The organism is Sinorhizobium sp. RAC02 (genome assembly GCF_001713395.1).
GTDB lineage: Bacteria > Pseudomonadota > Alphaproteobacteria > Rhizobiales > Rhizobiaceae > Shinella.
The window spans coordinates 105619-123574 of record NZ_CP016452.1 but is presented as its reverse complement, the minus strand read 5'-3'; the positions used below and the strand labels follow the sequence as shown (position 1 = coordinate 123574).

The following is a 17956-nucleotide window of genomic DNA, read 5'->3' as shown; positions in this document are numbered from 1 at the left end:
CTTCAGGCGTTCGTGGGAAATCTCAAAGGGAGCTTCACCGGACGCTTACGAAGCTTCCTCGGCAAGTCATTGCCTTCATCCGGGTTAGGGTTCGGCAATTCGTCCGGAAGGACGTCCGGGTCCGGTTCCTTGATGGGCGGCTCGGGCAAATCCGGCGGCAGATCAGGAATGACATCCGGCGGTTGCTTGGGCGTAGGATCGATTGGGGCAATGGCCATTCTGGTCTCCTTGTCACGAAACCAACTTCGGCCGGCGCGGAAAGGTTCCAATCGGCGGGCGAGGTGGCAGCATGAACTGGCCATTTGGGAAGAGAGGCCGCAATCGCAGCCTCTCCCAATCGTTACAGACTCTACGCGGACAAGCGCCCGCCGCCGGAACGCGAACGGATCATCCACGGCATGACGCCTGGGGATTTCACCAATATGCCCTTCTTTTCCCCAAAGGAGCGGATGGCATCGCGTCCGATTTTTACGGGTTTGTGACCGTCAAAGGCCATGTAGCATGTCTTAAGGGCCGCATCGTGCACGATGTCACGATCTCTTTCCGGCCATTCTTCCAGAAAGTCGATGGCGTCTTCCAAGCACGTTATCTCTCGGATGAGTTCCCTGCGTTCCTTCAGATAGACGGGCTTATCAAATACCTTCGAGTTCATCTCTACCTCACTGAAAACGTTGGTGATCAACAAGGGTGGCGTCAGAATCGTGCGCCGGCCGGAAATGTATTTTCGAACTTTTTCGGTTTCAAGATTGGTCGCGGTCGGAAGGTCGAATTTTTTCAGAGGGCGGCCGCAGGATCCGCATCGCTCTTCCCATGCCTCCATCAATGGTCTCTTTGTCAATAAGAAGGCAGGAGGCCGAACGAAGACGGCCGAGTACAAAGCCTGGCAGCAACTCGCTGGCACCTTCATTGTGATTATGGAGTGCCCCCATTGCCGGATAGGCCCGTGTTCGAGAAAGGCAAGCATCGTCGGTCTCGACATAGAACCCCAGCGCGCCGCTCTTGATGAGGCGCCGCGGTCGCTTCGAGCTATCGCCCGACCACCGCTCGATGCTGCTCCGATGACGGCGGTTTCGTTGCAGGCGCGTGCGCCTTTTCTTCCATTGATAGCCAGCGTGTTCCAGTAGAGACGCGAAGATATTGACTCGATCTTCAAGCCGACGGACAAAGGCGATCAAGGCTTAGAGGGAGACAATTTATGGCTGATGTAAACAACACGATCGAGAACGGTGAAGTGGCATCGACAGAGGTGAATGCTCCGGTGCAGAAGAAGCAGCGAGCTCCTCGGCGCGCGAAATCTACTCCTGACTCGAAGGCTGCGTCGCTGGAGACTGCGACTGTTGCAAAACAGCGTAAGAAGCACGGTGCAAACGCTGGCATTGATACCAACGTCGCGGTGATCACGGAAAAGCCGATCAAAACCAGGGCCAAAAGAACTCCTGCCGCTGTCAAGCCGGCGAAGGCCATAGCGAAAGCCTCCGCTCCTGCTCTGGACGAGATGGCGGAACTTCTGCAGCTGGAAGAAGAGAACAAGCGTCTTCGCCAAACGCTGGCCGAGAAACTGCGTTCGGAAAACGCGGATCTGCGTAAACGGCTCGGTCTGGCCTGATGTAATGACAGGGTCGCGTCCGAGCCAGTTCGGTTGCAAGCGCGATAACACTTCTCGCGCCTCGGGTTCGCCGCGAACCCGCGGTAGAATACGTGACGTCATGCTGCGGACGCCAGAGGTTGAAGCACAATGAAGTCACCGTGGAAAATGATTGGACAACTGGTCTTCCGGCGGCGATCGCCGGAAGAGGCGCAGGAATTGGCCGATGGGCAGGAGACTTCCTCGTCTTCTTCGGCGCCGGTTCAGCCCTTCCTTGAACTCAAGCGCGAGAATGTTACGCACGCCGACGAAACGATCTTGGCGGACGCCAAAGCCGATGACGGCATTTCTCTTGCGAACCTCGACGCTATCGATCGTGTAGCGACGCGTTCATCCAAAAGATCCAATCAAGGTCTTGCTCAAAAGAGCAAAAGGGAGCCCGAAGCGGCGATCGCCAGCACACCGCCAGTTACGCGGCCGAGACGAGGCAAGAAGCCGGCTCCAACCGAGCCGGTGAACCAGGAGGTGGAGGCCGCGGCCGACCGTCAAACCTCCACCAGACCATCCGGCGCCAACATCCATGCGGAGGTCGCCGGGGTTGATGTGGAGATCCGGGCGTTAACGCGCCAGCTGGCGGAGAAACTGAAGCAGCAGAATGCTCAACTTCATAAAATGCTGGAGCGATTTGGCGGTCCTGACGCTTAAGGCGTGATCCCGAAGCGTTGGAGCGCAACCTAGATCGTACCTTGACGAGAAGGGTACGGAAGACAGCCTATTGAAAGCGCAGAAGCATGGCTGCTAGCTGTGCGTGTTCAGCAGAGAGATGTTCCCGCAACAGCGCTTTCAGCCGCCTGTTTTCCCCTTCAAGGGCGGCGAGATCGGTAGCCGAAGCGAATGCCTCCTGCGCATTGAGGCCGCCTGCTGGCGCCGTTCGTGGCGCGGCTTTGCGCTCGGATTGCACTGCGCGCGTTTTTATCTTGCGTACCGTCATGCGTTGAGGCGCAGGAGCCGCTGTTTCGGAAGCGGCAGGTGGCTGCCCGGCCGTTTCGGGCGGCCCATTTTTAACATCCTTCGCCATCGTGTTGTCTGCGAGCCGAACGTCAGTGACCTGCGATTTGGCCATTGGGGTCTCGGACTCCGAAGGTAAAGTCGAACACTGCAGCGCGGAGGGGACCTGAGGTGGCGCTTCCAACCGGGAAGCTGCAGCCTTGGCCGCCTCTCTATCCGCTGACTGATCGAACAGATGTGCGGATTGCTCTTCGACCTGCCGCGCGACTGCCTTCAAATCCGTGTCAGCCCAGATTGACGCGGGCTTGCTTGCTTTAGTTTGCCGGGAACGCGAGTTGAATTCAACGACGAAGCTGCGCTGCGGCATTCTCATGGGTCGATCTCACGTAAAGGATTGTGCGATCCCCCTACGGGAAACGCGTCCAAAAAGCAATTCGCCGAGCTTTAAATGCCTCGGGAGGTGATCGTCCGTTTGGATCAATGCGTTTGCGAGGCTCGTCGTTCTCAGCCGCAGCTTGCCGGTGAATCGGGAGCGCAAAGGCTCTAGTTTTCCGCTTCGAGTTAGCTGCCGGACCAACTCGGTCATTCGTACTCAAGGTCTTGTGTAGGCTGTGAATTTCCATATGAGTTGGGATTTTCACGGGGCCACCGGTTCTGATTCCATCAAGACCTAATGTAGCGGGCGAGAGACCGCGGAGTTTCCAGGCAGCTTGCTGCGCGGTCATGCCGCCGACAAGTTCGCGAATCGAATGCTACACCGCTCTCCTGTGGCTCCAGTGTCAAGCTCGTTAGCACTGCCCCAATGAACCAGGCACTTGATTGGTGCGGCGGAGAAATCTGTTGACCGCATGCTGATTTTCCGGAGCCTCTTCTGAGCAAGCGTGCGCCAACAACCAGCAATAGCTACTGCAATGAGTGGCCCCGCTTCAATTTCGGATAAGTAGATCTCACGATTCCGGGATGTTCTCTCGGAAAATGACCTGAAGTCGCGGCGGGTGGTGGTCGAATTTCCCGCCGAGGATCGTGTTTTTCAGCATGGAAATGGCTTCGCGCGCCTCTACGCGCGGATTTTGGTCGATGACGGCATCGATGGTGCCGTCGAGAAGAAAGCGCTTGGTGCTCTCCGTCAGTTCGTGGCCGACGAAGATGACCGAGGATGCGATGCCGGTCTCCTGTAGCGCCAGGCCAATCCCGGCATTGCCGGCGCCGATATTGTAGATCCCGGAGAGATCGGGGTGGCGCTTGAAAAGGGAGACCGCTTCCTCATAGGCGCGTTGGCGGTCGTCGCGGACTTCGCGCAGTTCGACGACATCGAGATCTGGGAATTCTTCCGTGATGACGTGACGGAAGCCCATTTCGCGCTCTTCGTGCCCGCGATAAGACAGCGACCCGGCGAACAGCGCGATCTTCCGCTTCGTACCACTGCCGAGGAAACGGCCAAGCAGATAGCCGGCAAGCCTGCCTGCCGCACGGTTGTCGATGCCGACATACCCTGCGCGAGGCACGTGAAGGATATCGGAGACAAGCGTCACGATCGGCACGCCAGATAGCGAGAGTTCGCGCATGGCCTCTCGTACGGTGGGATGGTCGAGGGCGATGACGCCGACGCCCTGCGTTAGGCCCACCAACGAATTGAGCGTGCGTGCAAGCGTATCCGGATTAAAGCCTTCAATTGAGTGAACGCGGATGTCGAGGTCTTCCTGAAGGGCGCCCTGATTGACAAGCTGCGTGAGAAGGTTAGCGACGAAGGTGTTCGTGCCGGCCGGAAGTACGAAGTCTAGCCGAATTTTCCCGGCCGCAGTCGTCACTTCCGAGAACGGTCCGGTGAGATAGCCTAGTTTGCGGGCGGTCTCGAGCACGGCGTCGCGGGTCCGATCCCGCACGCCCTGACGATTGTTGAGGACCCTATCCACTGTCGCCGGTGAAACGCCGGCTTCACGGGCAATGTCCGTCAATGTCGAGCGCAAAGCGTGTCCTTCCACAAAATGACGCGAAATGATGTATTTCTCTCCATCCGAAATACAAGGGGTATGCGTAGGCAAATCAGCTTTTCCTCAGAAAACCACGCGTGTGGCGCGGGCCTAGCCCATCATTTTCCGTCAGTTTTCGCTCCTAGACGCCTACTGACTTAAGCAATTGAAGCCAAAAGACGCAATATGAGGTAAAATGATGTTGACGCCAATCAATGATGCCGCCATTAATCATCACGCTGACGGGTGAGGAGACCTCTCGGCATGGAGGAGAACATCAATGAGCGAGTTTCTGACGGTCTCGCGCCGTGGCCTTCTGGCAGCCGGCGCGAAGACATTTGCATTGACTGCTGCGGTCGGAATTGCGCCGCAGTTCATCCGTCCAGGCCGGGCCTTTGCGGCCGACGCGCTCGCGCCCGGCATGATCGGCGGTCCGACCGGCTTCGAAGGGGCTGAGCGCTACCAGTACGGCGCCGACACGCCGGAAGGCCGCGCCGTCGAAGCTGCCAAGGCACTGAAGAGCGCCGGCAAGGCACCAGAGCGTATCGTGCTCGGTCTGTCCGACGGTTCGATCGGCCAGCTGACGCAGGCCTTCCCCGCCGGTGCGCCGTCCATCAAGGAGCTCTGGGAGAAAGAAACCGGCATCACCCTGGATATCGTCGGCGTGCCGAACGGCCAGGAATTCACCAAGACGATGCAGGATATCTCCACCAAGGGCGGAGCGTTCGACATTTATGCCGTGGAGTGGAACCGCCTCGGCGATCTCGTCGAAACGGCCGGCATCATCAAGCTCGACGACTATGTCGCCAAGCATAAGCCGGAATGGGACGATCCGGAACGCGGCTATGTCAACGGCGCCAAAGGCGTTTCGCTTCTCAACCAGTATCGCGGCTCGACCTACGGCGTTTCGCTCGACGGCGACTTCCAGACCTGGAACTACCGCACCGACCTGTTCAACGACGAGGCGGAGAAGAAGGCCTTCTCCGACAAATATGGCTATGCGCTCGCCCCGCCGCGCACCTGGAAGGAACACTCCGACGTTGCAGCATTCTTTCACCGCCCGGACAAGGGCCTTTTCGGCTCGACGGACCTGCGCAACCAGGGGTGGGGTTACACGAACTGGTACCAGCGCTTCGTTTCGATGGGTTCGCCCAACCAGTTCCTCTTCGGCGACGACGGCAAGGCTTTGATCAATTCGGAAGCCGGTTATCTCGCTACCCATGAGTATGTCGATTCGCTCAGCCACCATTCGCCGGACGCAATCTCGTGGGGCTGGCCAGAGCAGTACGGCAACTTCGCCTCGGGTGGTGCGGCGATGACCTGCGCCTTTTCGAACCTGCCGAAGTTCCTCGACAACAAGGCGAACGAGGGCTCCAAGGTCACCGGCAAGATCGGTTCCATGCTGCCGCCCGGCCGCGATGTCGGCGGCCAGCTCGTCAGCCGCTCTGTCCTGTGGCTCAACCTCTCGGCGTCAGTCTCGGCGCAGAGCAAACATCCCGAGGTCTGCTACCTGCTGCTGCAATGGCTGGGTTCCAGCCGCATCTATTCGTGGATGACGGCCAATCCGGGCGGCTACTTCGACCCGTTCCAGCTGTCGAACTTCGCCGACCCGCTGGTGCGCCAGACCTATCACGACTACCACATGGACGTCGTGCGGGAGACGGTGGCGCGCACCGTGCCCTCGATCAACTATCCGGGCGCGACCGCATTCCACAACGCGCTAGACGAAAACCTCATGGCAGCGCTGACCAAGGCGAAGACGCCGGAGGAGGCGATGGCCGATACCGAGAAGCAATGGCAGCGCATCGCGCGGCGCACGGGTGAGGACAAGCTGCTCGAAGCCATCAAGTCGAACAAGCAGGCGTGGCCGACGGTGCTCGATCCGCTGGCCGGCTGAGCCGGCATGACCCGATCGCCGGGCGGCCTGTTCGCCCGGCGCCTTCTTCCTGTTTTCGACAAGTGACCTTTGCGATCATGAACCGCTCGCTGACCTTCGAGATCTTCCGCTACACCACCATTCTTCTGGCGTTGGCGGTCACGCTCATTCCAACGCTCTGGATGGCCTCGATGGCCTTCAAGCCGATTGCCGAATGGTCTGCCGCCGGCGCCGACCTGACCTGGTGGCCGAAGAACCCGACGCTCGATAACTTCCGGTTCATCTTCGGAACCTCGACCTCGGATCTCATCGTCGCCCTCGATCGCACTGCGGGCAAGCCGATCCTCGCCTCGCTGTTTTCGGCCGTCTTCGGCACGCTGATTGCTATAACAGCGGGCACGGCGGGCGCCTATGGCCTGTCGCGGTTCGGTTCCGGGCGGAACTTGCCGTTGGCGCTCATCCAGCTGAGGCTCTTTCCCCCGATGGCGGTTATGATCCCCGTCATGATCATGTGGGCCTTCTTCGGCCTGGTCGATAGCTGGTGGGGCCTTGCGCTGATCTACGGCATTGTCACGTTGCCTTTCGCCTTTTGGCTGATGAAGACATTTTTCGACGATATGCCGCGCGAAATCGAGGATGCAGCACTCGTCGAGGGATGCTCTCGCCTGCGCGTTTTCCTGAAAATCACGCTGCCGATCATGCGCCCGGCACTCGCCAGCTCCGCGCTCTTCGTCTTCATCCTGAACTGGTCGGACTATCTCATCGCGCTACTTCTGACGACGCGCGAATGGGTGACCATCCCGGTCTACATGGCCTCGCTCTCGTCCTCCATGACCGGCCAGCTTTATGGCGCCAAGGCCGCGCTCGGCCTGATCGCCGCCGTCCCGCCTGTCATCATGGGCATCGCCATCCAGAAGCATCTGGTCCGGGGTCTGACCTTCGGAGCGCTCAAGCAATGAGCATACTCGCAACCGAGGAGAAAATCTCCGTGACCGGCGACCGTTCGACGCCTGAGACCCGCATCGAGGACGGTGGACGCCGCCTTGGCCTGATGCTGACGCTACCGGCCCAGCTATTGGTGCTCTTCATCGCGGTCTTTCCGCTCTTGATGCAGCTCTATATCAGCCTCACCGATTGGTCGCCGCTCGACGGCATCGGCTGGTGGCAGGCCTATGAACTGTGGAACAGCTTCGCCAACTATACCGACCTTGCAGCCGATAGCCGCTTCTGGGATGCCCTAGGTCGCACGGCGCTGGTTATGGCGATCTGCGTGCCGGCCGAATTCCTGCTGGGTCTCGGCCTTGCCATCCTCTTCATAGACAATTTCGTTGGCAAGCGCCTGTTCTATTCCGTCATGCTCATTCCCATGATGGTTGTCCCCGCCGTCGCCGGCTACATGTTCTTCATGCTGTTCCAGTCCGGCGGGCCGGTGAACGACATCGTCTCGACGCTGATCGGCCGCCCCTTCGCGCTCGCCTGGCTGTCGAGCCCCGGTACGGCGCTGATCGCCGTGATGATCGCCGATATCTGGCAGTGGACGCCGCTGATGTTCCTCATTCTGCTCGCTGGGCTCGTCGGCGTGCCTGAAGATCAGATGCGCGCCGCGACACTGCTCGGTGCGAGCTGGTCGCAGCGCTTCCGCACCATCGTCATGCCGAAGATGAAGACGATCATCATCATCGCGCTGTCGATCCGCGTCATCGAGAACTTCAAGATCTTCGACACGCTCTACATCATGACAGGCGGCGGGCCGGGTGTCGCGACGGAAACCATCTCCGTCTATATCTACAAGGTGACGCAGCAGGATCTGATCTGGGGCTATGTCGCAGCTATCGCGCTCGTCGTCCTGATCGCGCTTTCCATTCTCGTATCGCTTGCCATCAGCCGCATGAATGCGGCGAAGGAGGCTTGAGCCATGACCGCCATCCACCTTGAAAACCTGGTCAAGCGTTTCGGGGCCTTCACGGCGTTGAAGACAATGGATCTCGAAATCCGCGACGGCGAGTTCATGGCGCTGCTCGGCCCGTCCGGCTGCGGCAAGTCCACGACCATGAACATGATCGCCGGCATGGAGCAGCCGAGCGGGGGGCGTATCACCTTCGATGGCCGCGACATGAACGGCGTCGCCATGGGCCGGCGCGGCGTCGGCTTCGTGTTCCAGAACTACGCGATCTTTACCCATATGAACGTCTACGACAATCTGGCCTACGGCCTGAAAGTGCGTGGGACCTCCGCATCCGAAACCGACCGCCGCGTCAAGGCGATGGCCGATTTCCTGCAACTGACGCCGATGCTCGACAAGCCCTCGGCCAAGCTCTCGGTCAATATCCTCCAGCGCCTGGCGATCGGTCGCTCGGCCATCGTGGAACCGGCAATCTTCCTGCTGGACGAGCCGCTTTCCAATGTGGACGCGGCCTTCCGCGCCGTCATGCGCACCGAGCTCAAGCATCTCCAGCGCCAGTTCCGCCAGACCATGGTGTATGTCACGCACGACCAGCTCGAGGCGATGACCATGGCGGACCGCATCGCCGTTATGGATCACGGCGTTTTGCAGCAGGTCGGTACGCCGCTGGAGGTCTACAACGACCCCGTCAATCTGTTCGTCGCCGATTTCATCGGCTCACCGGGCATGAACCTGCTCAAGGGCGCGCTTGCCGATAGCGACCGCGGCCTAGTGATCGATCTCGGTGCGCTCGGTGTGACCGCGCCGCTCGATCCTGCGCTCTCTGCCGTGGCGCGGAGAAACGGCGTGCGTGAGATCGTCTATGGCTTCCGCCCGGAGCGTGTGGTGCTGGCGACAGCGGGGCAGGGACTTGCCATGCCCGTCACCTTCATCGAGCGCATCGGCGCGCGCACTGTCGTTCACTTCGGCGACGGGGAGCAGAGGGTGAAAGCCGTGTTCGACAATGATATCGCCGTCCAGACAGGCGAGACCGTCCATGTCGCTGTCGAGCCGGGCTTTGCCCGTCTGTTCGATGCCGCGACCGGCGTCGCGATCCGTGAGGTTTGAGCATGGCCGGTATTTCCTTCCGCAATGTCACGAAGCGTTTCGGCAAGACCCTCGCCGTAAACAATGCGAGCTTCGATATCCAGCCGGGCGAGTTCTTCTGTTTCTTCGGGCCGCCGCTTTCTGGAAAATCCACCGTGCTGAAGCTGATCCTCGGACTGGAGACGCCGGACGAAGGCGAGATCCTGATCGGTGGCAAGCCGGTCAACCGCATCTCGCCTGCCGACCGCAACGTGGCGATGGTGTTCCAGAACCTCGCGCTCTTTCCGCATATGACGGCGGGCGAGAACGTCCGCTTCCCGCTCGTCGAGCGCAAGGTGCCGGAGGACAAGATCCGTGCCCGTGTCGAGGCCGTCGCCGCGAAGCTTCATATTTCCCACCTGCTGCACAAGCCGCCGGCGCAGCTTTCCGGTGGCGAGCGTCAGCGCGTGGCGATTGCGCGCGCACTCGTGCGCGATCCCGTCGCCTATCTCATGGACGATCCGATTTCGGCGCTCGATGCGCGGCTGCGCGAGGAAACCCGCGTCGAGCTGAAACGCATCCAGCGCGATCTCGGCCAGACGCTGATCTATGTCACGCACGATCAGGAAGAGGCCATGTCGATCGCCGACCGTATGGCGATCATGGAAGAGGGCGAAATCCGCCAGATCGGTTCGCCGACCGACATCTACGATACGCCGGTCAGCCGCTATGTCGCCCGCCTGCTTGGCGCCCCCATGATGAACATCCTGCCCGCCGTGCGCGGCAAGGCGCTGGAAATGGCGGACGGCACGATCAGTTTGCCGCTCGAGGCGGTTCCGGATGGTGCCGCACATGTCGGCGTGCGCCCGGAAGACCTCAAGGTCGAGCCGTGGAACGATGCGCGTCCGGGGCGACCGGCCACGGTCTACGAGATCGAACCGCTCGGCGGCTACACCGTGGTCACGGTCGATACCGGGGCAGAAAAATTGAAGGCGCTGATGCGTGGCCAACCGGATATACGGCTGGAAAGTGCGGTGGCACTCAGCTGCAATCCGATCAAAGCCCATTTCTTCAATCAGGCGGGGGAGGCCGTCAGCCTGTGAACGAGCATATCAAACGGGAGGTTACCATGAGCGAAGCCAGGGGTTTTGCACCCGACCCGCAGGTGCGGGTGCGGGACTACAAGATCGGCTGCATCGGCGCCGGCATGATCATGGCGGAATGCCATCTGGCGGCCTACAAGGAGGCCGGCTTTCCGGTCGTCGCCATCGCCTCGCGCACGAAGGACAAGGCCGCGGCCGTTGCCGAGCGCTGGGGCATTGCGACCGTGCACGACACGCCGGACGCGCTGATCGCTGATCCCACCATCGACATTCTCGACATCGCCTTCCCGCCGGACCAGCAGCCGGAGCTGATCCGCAAGGCGCTCGCGCAGCCGCATATCAAGGGTATCCTCGCGCAGAAGCCGCTGGCGCTGACGCTGGAGGACGCCATCGAGTTGCGCGATGCCGCAGCCAAGGCCGGCAAGATCCTCTCGGTCAACCAGAACATGCGCTACGACCAGTCCATGCGCGTGCTCAAGCAGATCCTCGACAAAGGTGAACTTGGCGCGCCTGTCATGGCGACGATCGAGATGCGCGCCATTCCGCACTGGCAGACCTTCCTCGAAGACTATGACCGGCTGACACTGTCAAACATGAGCGTGCACCATCTCGACGTGCTGCGCTTCCTGTTCGGCGACCCCGAGACGATCACGACGCTGACGCGGGCCGATCCGCGAACGACATTCGCCCACAAGGACGGCATCACCGTCTCGACGCTTACCTTCCCGAGCGGCGTCATGGCCGTTTCCATGGAGGACGTGTGGTCCGGCCCGCGCGAAGAGGGTTTCGACAGCGACATCTACATCAAGTGGCGCGTCGAAGGCACGGACGGCGTTGCACAGGGCACCATCGGCTGGCCCGACGGTTCGCCCTCGACGTTGACCTATGCCTCGAAGACGACGACCGGCGGCAAGTGGGTCACGCCGACCTGGGACACGATGTGGTTCCCGCATGCCTTCGTTGGTGTGATGGAGCAGCTGCAATATGCGGTCAAATCCGGCGAGCCGCCGGCGCTCTCCGTCGCCGATAACGTCAAGACCGTGGCGCTGGTTGAGGCCGGCTACAAGTCGATCGACGAGGGCCGCACGGTCAGGCTTTCCGAAATTTCCATCAATTCATGAATAACGAGGGAGGATTCTCATCATGATGCAAACAGGTATTTTCACCGGCTATTTCCCCTATGCGCTGGAAGAGACGGCGAAGAAGATCCGGGCACTCGACTTCAACACCGTGCAGCTCGACATGCACTTCAAGGATATCGATCTCTCGGCGGGCCAGATCACCAAGGACAAGTGCGTCAAGATCCGCGAGACCTTCCGCGATCACCACCTGCCGATCTCCTGCATCTCGGGCTACACGAACATCATCCATCCGGACAAGGCCGAGCGCGAGCGCCGCGTCGGCTATCTGAAGGAAATCATCCGTAACGCGCGCCATCTCGGCACGCCCTATGTCATCTCGGAAACCGGCACCTACAACACGGAATCCGACTGGGTGCATCACCCGAAGAACAAGACGGAAGAAGGCTTCGAGGAATGCCGCAAGGTCATCGCCGATCTCGCCCAGCATGCCTATGACCACGGTGCGGTCTTCCTGCTCGAAACCTACGTGAACAACGTCGTCGGCTCCGTCGAGGAGACCGTCAAGATGTTTGCGCAGGTCGATCATCCCGGCCTCGGCTTGCTGATGGATCCGACCAACTATTTCGAGACGCACAATATCGACCGCATGGACCAGATCCTGAACCAGGTGTTCGATACGCTCGCCGACAAGATCAAGATCGGTCATGCCAAGGACGTGAAGCGGTCCGGCGACGACAAGTCGGAAAAGCATGCCGATATCGGCGATGCGGATGCGCTGGAAAGCCACACCTTCCGCGGCGTCGGCGAAATCGAACTGCCGGCCCCCGGCCTGGGTTCGCTGAACTACGATCTTTACCTCAAGCGCCTCAGTGAGAAGCACCCGAACATCCCCATGATCATCGAGCATCTCGACGAGAGCGACGTGCCGCGCGCCAAGAAATTCCTCGACGGCAAGCTGCGCGCCCAGGGCCTTTGACAATCCGGCGGCCGGGCTTCGGTCCGGCCGCCTCTCGAGACAGCATGACCTGCCTGGCAGGGAGAAGGAACAACACGATGGTCGAACTATTCGGGGAAGCGAAGTCGCGCCGCGATATCGCTGCCAGCGCAGGAAGTTTTTCGCAGTTTGCCGGTGTACGGCTGATGACCTTGTCCGACGGTCTCGAGCGCGGCATCCGCATGCTCGAGTTCCGCAGCGGCACGGGCCTGCGTTTCACGGTTCTGGTGGATCGCGCCCTTGATATTGCGGACTGCGAATATCGCGGCATGGCGATCGGCTGGCACTCGCCGTCCGGCTTCCGCCATCCGGGCCTGCACGAATACGAGGGCGAGGGCGGTCTCGGCTGGATGCGCTCCTTCTCCGGCCTGATGATCACCTGCGGCCTCGACCATATCCTCTTCATGTATGACGAGCCGGCCGACCACTATGTCTATGGTCCGAAGAAGACGGTGAAGCATTCCATCCACGGCCGCGTCGGCACCATCCCCGGCAAGCTGGACGGTTACGGCGAGCGCTGGGACGGCGATGATTGTTTTCTCTGGTGCGAAGGCACCGTCACGCAGGGCACGGTGTTCGGCGAACACCTCGAACTGAAGCGCCGCATCGAGATCAAGGCCGGCACCAACGATATCCGCATTTCCGACAGGGTGGCCAATCGGGGTTTCTACTGCACGCCGCACATGTTCTGCTACCACATCAATGTCGGCCATCCCGTGCTTGCCGAGGGCTCGCGCTATCTGGCACCCGTGCGCGACGTCGTGTGGGCGGCGCATGCCGGAGCGGATTACGAGAAGCAAGGTGTGGGCTACCGCGCCATGCCGGCGCCACAGTTCGGTTTCCACGAGCAGGTTTGGCAGCATGAAATGGCGGCGGATGAAAATGGCGAGGTGCCCGTGGCGCTGGTCAACGACCGTCTCGGCCTCGGCTTCGAAGTCATCACCCGCAAGGACCAGTTCCCCTGCATGTACGAATGGCAGAACCTGCAGGCCGGGCAATATGCTGTCGGCATCGAACCTTCGACCAACCATGTGCTCGGCCACGGTGCCGCGCGGGAGCGTGGCGAGCTGATCTGGCTAGAGCACGGCGAAGAGCGCCACTACGACACGACGTTCCGCATCCTTCCCGATGCCGCAGCGATTGCGGCGAGCGAGGCCAGGATTACGGCGATCGCCCGTCAGCCGGATGCCGATTTCCCAGAGCCTTCCGGCAACCATGTCCCTCTGGAGGGCCGGTCATGAACATGCAGGCGAAGCAGCTAGTGCAGAAGGAAACCCCCATGATCTCGGTTGCCGGCAAAGTCATTCTGTATACCGGCGCGGCTGGTGGGCTTGGTGCGGAAACGACGCTGAATTTCCTTCGGGCCGGGGCGACGGTTGTCGCGCTCGACAACGATCCCGCAAAGAATGCCGCCTTGCAGGCATCCGCCAACAAGGAGGGCCTCGAAAACCTGGTGATCCGGGCCATCGATCTTTCCGATCTTTCGGCCCTGCGTTCGTGCCTGGAAGATATTTCGCGCGAGGCCGGCGGGTTCGACGTGGTCATCAACAATGCCGCGATCTATCCTTCGAAACCCTTCGAGGACTATTCGATCGAGGAAATGCAGCGGGTCCAGCGCATCAATGTGGATGCGGGCATCGTCTGTGTTCAGGTCGCCTTGCCGCATATGCGCGATCGCGGCTGGGGTCGTATCATCAACATCGCCAGTGTCACGTCCAATGGCGGATGGGCCAATCTCTCGCCTTACGTCCAGTCTAAGGGCGCGCTCATCGGTCTTGCACGCGCCTGGGCGCGTGAATTCGGCGCCCATGGCATTACGGTCAATGCGGTGTCGCCCGGCGCTTTCCCGACGGATGCGGAAAAGATTCATCCCGATCCGGAGGGCTATACCCGCTTCGTACTGGATCATCAGGCGATCAAGCGGCGCGGCAGCGCCAGCGACATCGCCAACGCCCTGATGTTCCTCGCCTCCGACGCCGCCGGCTTCATCACCGGACAGACGCTGAACGTCGATGGCGGCTGGGTGATGAACTAGCGCTGCGGTTGCGAATATGCCATGTCGGGGCGCAGGGCATGGCCGTGCCCATGATGCCTATCGCCCTGGAGTTTTCGCGTGAGCCAGTCACTCTACCTTGCAGTCGGATCGCTCAATCGCGAGGCGCCCTATTTCCAGGGCGCACGCGGTGAGGGCCTTACCATCTTCTCCTTCGACGAGGACGCGTTGGAATGGGCGCGCCTTGCCGGCACGTCGACCATCGACAATCCCACATTCCTCAGCGTCGATGCGGTCTCCGGTGTCGTCTATGCCAATTCGGAGGTGTTCGGCTGGCATGAAGGCACGGTCAGCGCCTTCCGCTTTTCGCCTGAAACGAACGCACTGACCTATCTCAACAAGCAGCCGACGCTCGGCAGCATCGCGGCGCATAACATGGTGTCGCGTGACCGGCGCGTCGTGCTGGTCGCTAACTATTCGATGGGCGGTGATGGGCCGGACCAGTCGGTGGCGGTATTCCCGATCCGGGAGGATGGCGGTCTTGCGCCGGCGGTGGCATCGGTGCGGCTCGATGGTCCACTCGGCCCGGTCGCCGACCGGCAGGAACGACCGCATGCCCACATGGTAAGCGAGGTTCCGGAGGGCGGTGCGGTGCTGGTTGCCGATCTCGGCCTTGACCAGGTTGCAGAGTACAAGATCTCCGGTGACGGCAAGCTCGCGCAGGTCGCCAGTGTGGCATTGCCCGCAGGCGCCGGACCTCGCCATATCGCGCAACACGCGAACGGTCGTTTCGTCTATGTTTCCAACGAACTGGATTCCACCGTGACTTTCGTCCTGCGCCAGGCCGGCAAAATGACGGTGGAGCAGACGCTGCCGACCATCCGGCCCGGCGTGGAATCCCATGGTGCCGACATTCATCTGTCGCCCGACGGGCGTTTCCTCTATTGTTCCAACCGGGGCGAGGACAGTATAGCGTGTTTCATGGTCGATCAGACGACGGGACAGTTGGCGCTGCAGGACATCATCCCTTCGGGCGGCAAGACGCCCCGCAATTTCGCGCTCACGCCGAGCGGCCGCCATGTGCTGGTCGCCAACCAGAATGGTGATGCAATCGTGATCTTCCGGCGGAACGAAGAGACGGGTGCGCTGACGGACAGCGGAAAGCGCATCGAGATCGGCACCCCGGTATGCGTGAGGCCCTTCATCCTGTGACGGACGAAAAGCAGCCGGCAAAACGAGGCCGTCGAAAGGGCTCCGGAGTGACGATGGCGGATGTCGCTGCCGCTGCCGGCGTCTCCATGCAGACGGTTTCGCGCGCGCTGCGCTTTCCCGACACGGTAACGCCGGAAAACCGCAAGACAATCGACGACGCGATCCGGAAGACGCATTACGTCCACAATCTCGCGGCAAGCCACCTCGCTTCGCACAAGAGCAACACCGTCGCCGCCGTCATTCCGACACTCTCGGCCTCCGTCTTCGCCGAGACGATGCAGCATTTCTCCGAGGTCCTGCATCGCGAAGGCTACCAGATCTTTCTCGGCAATACCGATTACCGGCTGGACCGCGAGGAGGAAGTGATCCGCAGCCTGCTCGGGCGGCGGCCGGATGGTGTGTTTCTGATCGGCACGCACCATACCCGCGCCAGCGTGGCCATGCTGAAACGCGCCGGCATTCCGGTCGTCGAGGGGTGGGACATGACGGAAAAGCCGATCGACCGGCTCGTCGGCTTTTCCAATACGGCGGCCATTTCCGAGATGGCGCGGCATCTCGTGCGCTCCGGCCGGACGAACATCGTCTTTGCCGGCGTACTGCGCAAGGGCGACAGCCGCGCGGCCGAGCGGCGGGATGGCTTTGCCGCAGTCATGGAAGAACTCTTTCCCGGCAAGACGCCGCGCATTTCCATATCACGCGACCTGCCTTTGACCATGGCCTCCGGAGCGGACCTGCTGCGCAAGGCACTCGCGCGCTATCCCGAAGCCGATGCCGTGATGTTCTCGAGCGATATCATCGCCTCGGGCGCGCTACAGGAAAGCGTGCGCATCGGCCTGAAGGTGCCGGAGCGCCTTGCCATTACCGGCTTCGGCGACTTCGAACTTGCCCGGCATCTCATCCCATCGCTGACGACGGTCTCGGTGCCCTCGGCGGAAATCGGCCGCGAGGCCGGGCGTCTTCTTCTGGAGGGCATGCGCGGCATCGAATCCGAAACCACGCTCATCGATATGGGCTTCAAGCTGATGATCCGCGACAGCGGCTAGAATGCCGGAATTTCCGGCCGGTGCTCGAAATCGGTGAGCACCTCGCAGCCGGTTGCCGTCACGCGCAGCATATATTCGAGCCGCACGCCGCCGATTTCCGGATCAAGCGCGGTCGGCTCCACCATGATCACCATGTCTTCTTTCAGCGTCTCGCGTTCATAGGCGACGAGGCGCGGCCATTCATGCACGCCCGTGCCGATCGAGTGACCGGAATGGTGCGCATAGGAATAGCCATGCCGGGTGATCGCTGCCTGCAGGCTCTGGTCGAGCGCGTCGATACCGAGCCCCGGACGAACGGTTTCCATCGCCAGGTCCAATGCGGTGCGGGCGGCGCTGAAGAGCGTTTCGAAGCCGGACGACGGTTGCCCGATCATCGCTGATGCACAGCTGTCGCCCCAGTAACCGGCGACGCGCGGTGCGAGATCGCAGATCAGCGGATCGCCTCTTTCGAGGATGCGGTTGCCTGGCCACCCCATGAATCGCGACGTACGCTCGCGTCCGGAGATCAGGTCGCCGGTCACCGGCAGTCGTTCGCCGGCCCGGGTTTCCATGGCCAGGCGGACGGCGGCGAACACGTCAAGTTCACTCATCCCGCCACGGGTCGTTGAAAGGAACGCCTTCTGGCCCTCTGAGGCCGTCAGCCCCGCTTCGCGCAAGAGGGCGATTTCGGTTTTGGTCTTGATGGCGCGCTGGCGCCGGAAGGCCGGTTCTACGGGAACAATAGGATTGCCTTCCAGCAGCGGGAGGATCGAAGCGGGTAGAGCGTGGTGCTCGACCGCGATTTTTCCACCGACCTTGAGGCGTTGCAGCAGGGCCTTCGCCTCCGAAACATAGTTCGCGAAGATATTGGTCGGCTCCTTAAACGAGAAGCCCGTGTAGGTGACGACGAGATCGGCCCAACTGCCGGTTCCCGCCTCCAGATTGGTGACGAGCAGCCCGGTTTCACCGTTCACACCGACGATGCCGAGGCTGGGGCCTCCTGCGAAGGGCGAAGGGCCGGCCTCGATGCCGGAAATATGGCCAAGCGCATAGGCGACGCCGTCGGGACTGGTAAAGAGGCCCCAGTCCGCGCCGGACTGCCTGATCGCGGCGATGGTTTTTGCGAGCCGTTCGTCCATGGGC

18 protein-coding genes are annotated in these 17956 nt (G+C 61.2%); 13 read left to right on the top strand and 5 right to left on the bottom strand.

Going from position 1 to position 17956, the window contains the following annotated elements:
- Positions 1-2: 2 nt before the first annotated feature.
- On the bottom strand, positions 3-218 hold the full coding sequence (locus tag BSY16_RS31565) for a hypothetical protein (protein ID WP_083243050.1): 216 nt from the start codon (positions 216-218) through the stop codon (positions 3-5).
- Positions 219-349: 131 nt separating this feature from the next.
- Entirely contained in the window at positions 350-652 is a 303-nt protein-coding gene (locus BSY16_RS33140; protein WP_069063615.1) for a DUF982 domain-containing protein, read from the bottom strand.
- Positions 653-1195: 543 nt separating this feature from the next.
- On the opposite strand from BSY16_RS33140, the gene BSY16_RS21700 reads away from it, so the two are divergent.
- The gene (locus BSY16_RS21700; protein ID WP_069061932.1) at positions 1196-1606 is read left to right on the top strand and encodes a hypothetical protein; all 411 of its coding nucleotides are present in this window, start codon (positions 1196-1198) and stop codon (positions 1604-1606) included.
- A gap of 129 nt (positions 1607-1735) precedes the next feature.
- Positions 1736-2290 carry a hypothetical protein gene (locus BSY16_RS21695; protein ID WP_069061931.1) on the top strand — a complete coding sequence of 185 codons (555 nt, stop codon included), beginning with the start codon at positions 1736-1738 and terminating at the stop codon, positions 2288-2290.
- A 67-nt stretch (positions 2291-2357) separates the two neighbouring features.
- Here the strand turns inward: BSY16_RS21695 and BSY16_RS21690 are convergent, their stop codons facing one another.
- Entirely contained in the window at positions 2358-2966 is a 609-nt protein-coding gene (locus BSY16_RS21690) for a hypothetical protein (protein WP_069061930.1), read from the bottom strand.
- A gap of 574 nt (positions 2967-3540) precedes the next feature.
- Positions 3541-4560 (bottom strand): LacI family DNA-binding transcriptional regulator, encoded by a 1020-nt coding sequence (locus tag BSY16_RS21685; protein ID WP_069061964.1) that lies wholly within the window; start codon positions 4558-4560, stop codon positions 3541-3543.
- A gap of 283 nt (positions 4561-4843) precedes the next feature.
- On the opposite strand from BSY16_RS21685, the gene BSY16_RS21680 reads away from it, so the two are divergent.
- The 11 genes from BSY16_RS21680 (at position 4844) to BSY16_RS21630 (ending at position 16834) form a co-directional block, all read left to right on the top strand.
- A complete protein-coding gene (locus BSY16_RS21680) occupies positions 4844-6460 on the top strand; it encodes an extracellular solute-binding protein (protein ID WP_069061963.1) in 1617 nt (538 codons plus the stop codon).
- Positions 6461-6537: 77 nt separating this feature from the next.
- Complete coding sequence (locus tag BSY16_RS21675) at positions 6538-7398, top strand: carbohydrate ABC transporter permease (protein WP_069063623.1); 861 nt, start codon at positions 6538-6540, stop codon at positions 7396-7398.
- Positions 7399-7490: 92 nt separating this feature from the next.
- A complete protein-coding gene (locus BSY16_RS21670; RefSeq protein ID WP_493108226.1) occupies positions 7491-8351 on the top strand; it encodes a carbohydrate ABC transporter permease in 861 nt (286 codons plus the stop codon).
- Positions 8352-8354: 3 nt separating this feature from the next.
- Positions 8355-9449, top strand: coding sequence for an ABC transporter ATP-binding protein (locus BSY16_RS21665; RefSeq protein ID WP_069061961.1), 1095 nt, complete (start codon positions 8355-8357; stop codon positions 9447-9449).
- 2 nt (positions 9450-9451) lie between these two features.
- Complete coding sequence (locus BSY16_RS21660) at positions 9452-10510, top strand: ABC transporter ATP-binding protein (RefSeq protein ID WP_069061960.1); 1059 nt, start codon at positions 9452-9454, stop codon at positions 10508-10510.
- 26 nt (positions 10511-10536) lie between these two features.
- On the top strand, positions 10537-11631 hold the full coding sequence (locus BSY16_RS21655; RefSeq protein WP_069061959.1) for a Gfo/Idh/MocA family protein: 1095 nt from the start codon (positions 10537-10539) through the stop codon (positions 11629-11631).
- A gap of 22 nt (positions 11632-11653) precedes the next feature.
- On the top strand, positions 11654-12568 hold the full coding sequence (locus BSY16_RS21650) for a sugar phosphate isomerase/epimerase family protein (RefSeq protein ID WP_069061958.1): 915 nt from the start codon (positions 11654-11656) through the stop codon (positions 12566-12568).
- Positions 12569-12645: 77 nt separating this feature from the next.
- Entirely contained in the window at positions 12646-13827 is a 1182-nt protein-coding gene (locus tag BSY16_RS21645) for an aldose 1-epimerase family protein (protein WP_069061957.1), read from the top strand.
- Positions 13828-13829: 2 nt separating this feature from the next.
- Positions 13830-14621: an SDR family NAD(P)-dependent oxidoreductase gene (locus BSY16_RS21640; RefSeq protein ID WP_150130206.1), complete on the top strand. Its 792-nt coding sequence runs from the start codon at positions 13830-13832 to the stop codon at positions 14619-14621.
- 78 nt (positions 14622-14699) lie between these two features.
- Positions 14700-15791 carry a lactonase family protein gene (locus BSY16_RS21635; RefSeq protein WP_069061955.1) on the top strand — a complete coding sequence of 364 codons (1092 nt, stop codon included), beginning with the start codon at positions 14700-14702 and terminating at the stop codon, positions 15789-15791.
- 53 nt (positions 15792-15844) lie between these two features.
- Positions 15845-16834: a LacI family DNA-binding transcriptional regulator gene (locus tag BSY16_RS21630; protein WP_069061954.1), complete on the top strand. Its 990-nt coding sequence runs from the start codon at positions 15845-15847 to the stop codon at positions 16832-16834.
- On the opposite strand, the gene BSY16_RS21625 is transcribed toward BSY16_RS21630, so the two are convergent.
- Positions 16831-17952: a M24 family metallopeptidase gene (locus BSY16_RS21625; protein WP_069061953.1), complete on the bottom strand. Its 1122-nt coding sequence runs from the start codon at positions 17950-17952 to the stop codon at positions 16831-16833. The two genes, BSY16_RS21630 and BSY16_RS21625, sit on opposite strands and share 4 nt — an antisense overlap.
- Positions 17953-17956 lie beyond the last annotated feature (4 nt).

Bases quoted from the DNA above. Each gene is read 5' to 3' on its own strand.
- BSY16_RS21665 (WP_069061961.1), top strand. From the start codon at position 8,355: ATGACCGCCATCCACCTTGAAAACCTGGTCAAGCGTTTCGGGGCCTTC.
- BSY16_RS21690 (WP_069061930.1), bottom strand. From the start codon at position 2,966: ATGAGAATGCCGCAGCGCAGCTTCGTCGTTGAATTCAACTCGCGTTCC.
- BSY16_RS21700 (WP_069061932.1), top strand. From the start codon at position 1,196: ATGGCTGATGTAAACAACACGATCGAGAACGGTGAAGTGGCATCGACA.
- BSY16_RS21655 (WP_069061959.1), top strand. From the start codon at position 10,537: ATGAGCGAAGCCAGGGGTTTTGCACCCGACCCGCAGGTGCGGGTGCGG.
- BSY16_RS21630 (WP_069061954.1), top strand. From the start codon at position 15,845: ATGGCGGATGTCGCTGCCGCTGCCGGCGTCTCCATGCAGACGGTTTCG.
- BSY16_RS21670 (WP_493108226.1), top strand. From the start codon at position 7,491: ATGCTGACGCTACCGGCCCAGCTATTGGTGCTCTTCATCGCGGTCTTT.
- BSY16_RS21695 (WP_069061931.1), top strand. From the start codon at position 1,736: ATGAAGTCACCGTGGAAAATGATTGGACAACTGGTCTTCCGGCGGCGA.
- BSY16_RS21640 (WP_150130206.1), top strand. From the start codon at position 13,830: ATGCAGGCGAAGCAGCTAGTGCAGAAGGAAACCCCCATGATCTCGGTT.
- BSY16_RS21675 (WP_069063623.1), top strand. From the start codon at position 6,538: ATGAACCGCTCGCTGACCTTCGAGATCTTCCGCTACACCACCATTCTT.
- BSY16_RS21650 (WP_069061958.1), top strand. From the start codon at position 11,654: ATGATGCAAACAGGTATTTTCACCGGCTATTTCCCCTATGCGCTGGAA.
- BSY16_RS33140 (WP_069063615.1), bottom strand. From the start codon at position 652: ATGAACTCGAAGGTATTTGATAAGCCCGTCTATCTGAAGGAACGCAGG.
- BSY16_RS21660 (WP_069061960.1), top strand. From the start codon at position 9,452: ATGGCCGGTATTTCCTTCCGCAATGTCACGAAGCGTTTCGGCAAGACC.
- BSY16_RS21680 (WP_069061963.1), top strand. From the start codon at position 4,844: ATGAGCGAGTTTCTGACGGTCTCGCGCCGTGGCCTTCTGGCAGCCGGC.
- BSY16_RS21645 (WP_069061957.1), top strand. From the start codon at position 12,646: ATGGTCGAACTATTCGGGGAAGCGAAGTCGCGCCGCGATATCGCTGCC.
- BSY16_RS21625 (WP_069061953.1), bottom strand. From the start codon at position 17,952: ATGGACGAACGGCTCGCAAAAACCATCGCCGCGATCAGGCAGTCCGGC.
- BSY16_RS31565 (WP_083243050.1), bottom strand. From the start codon at position 218: ATGGCCATTGCCCCAATCGATCCTACGCCCAAGCAACCGCCGGATGTC.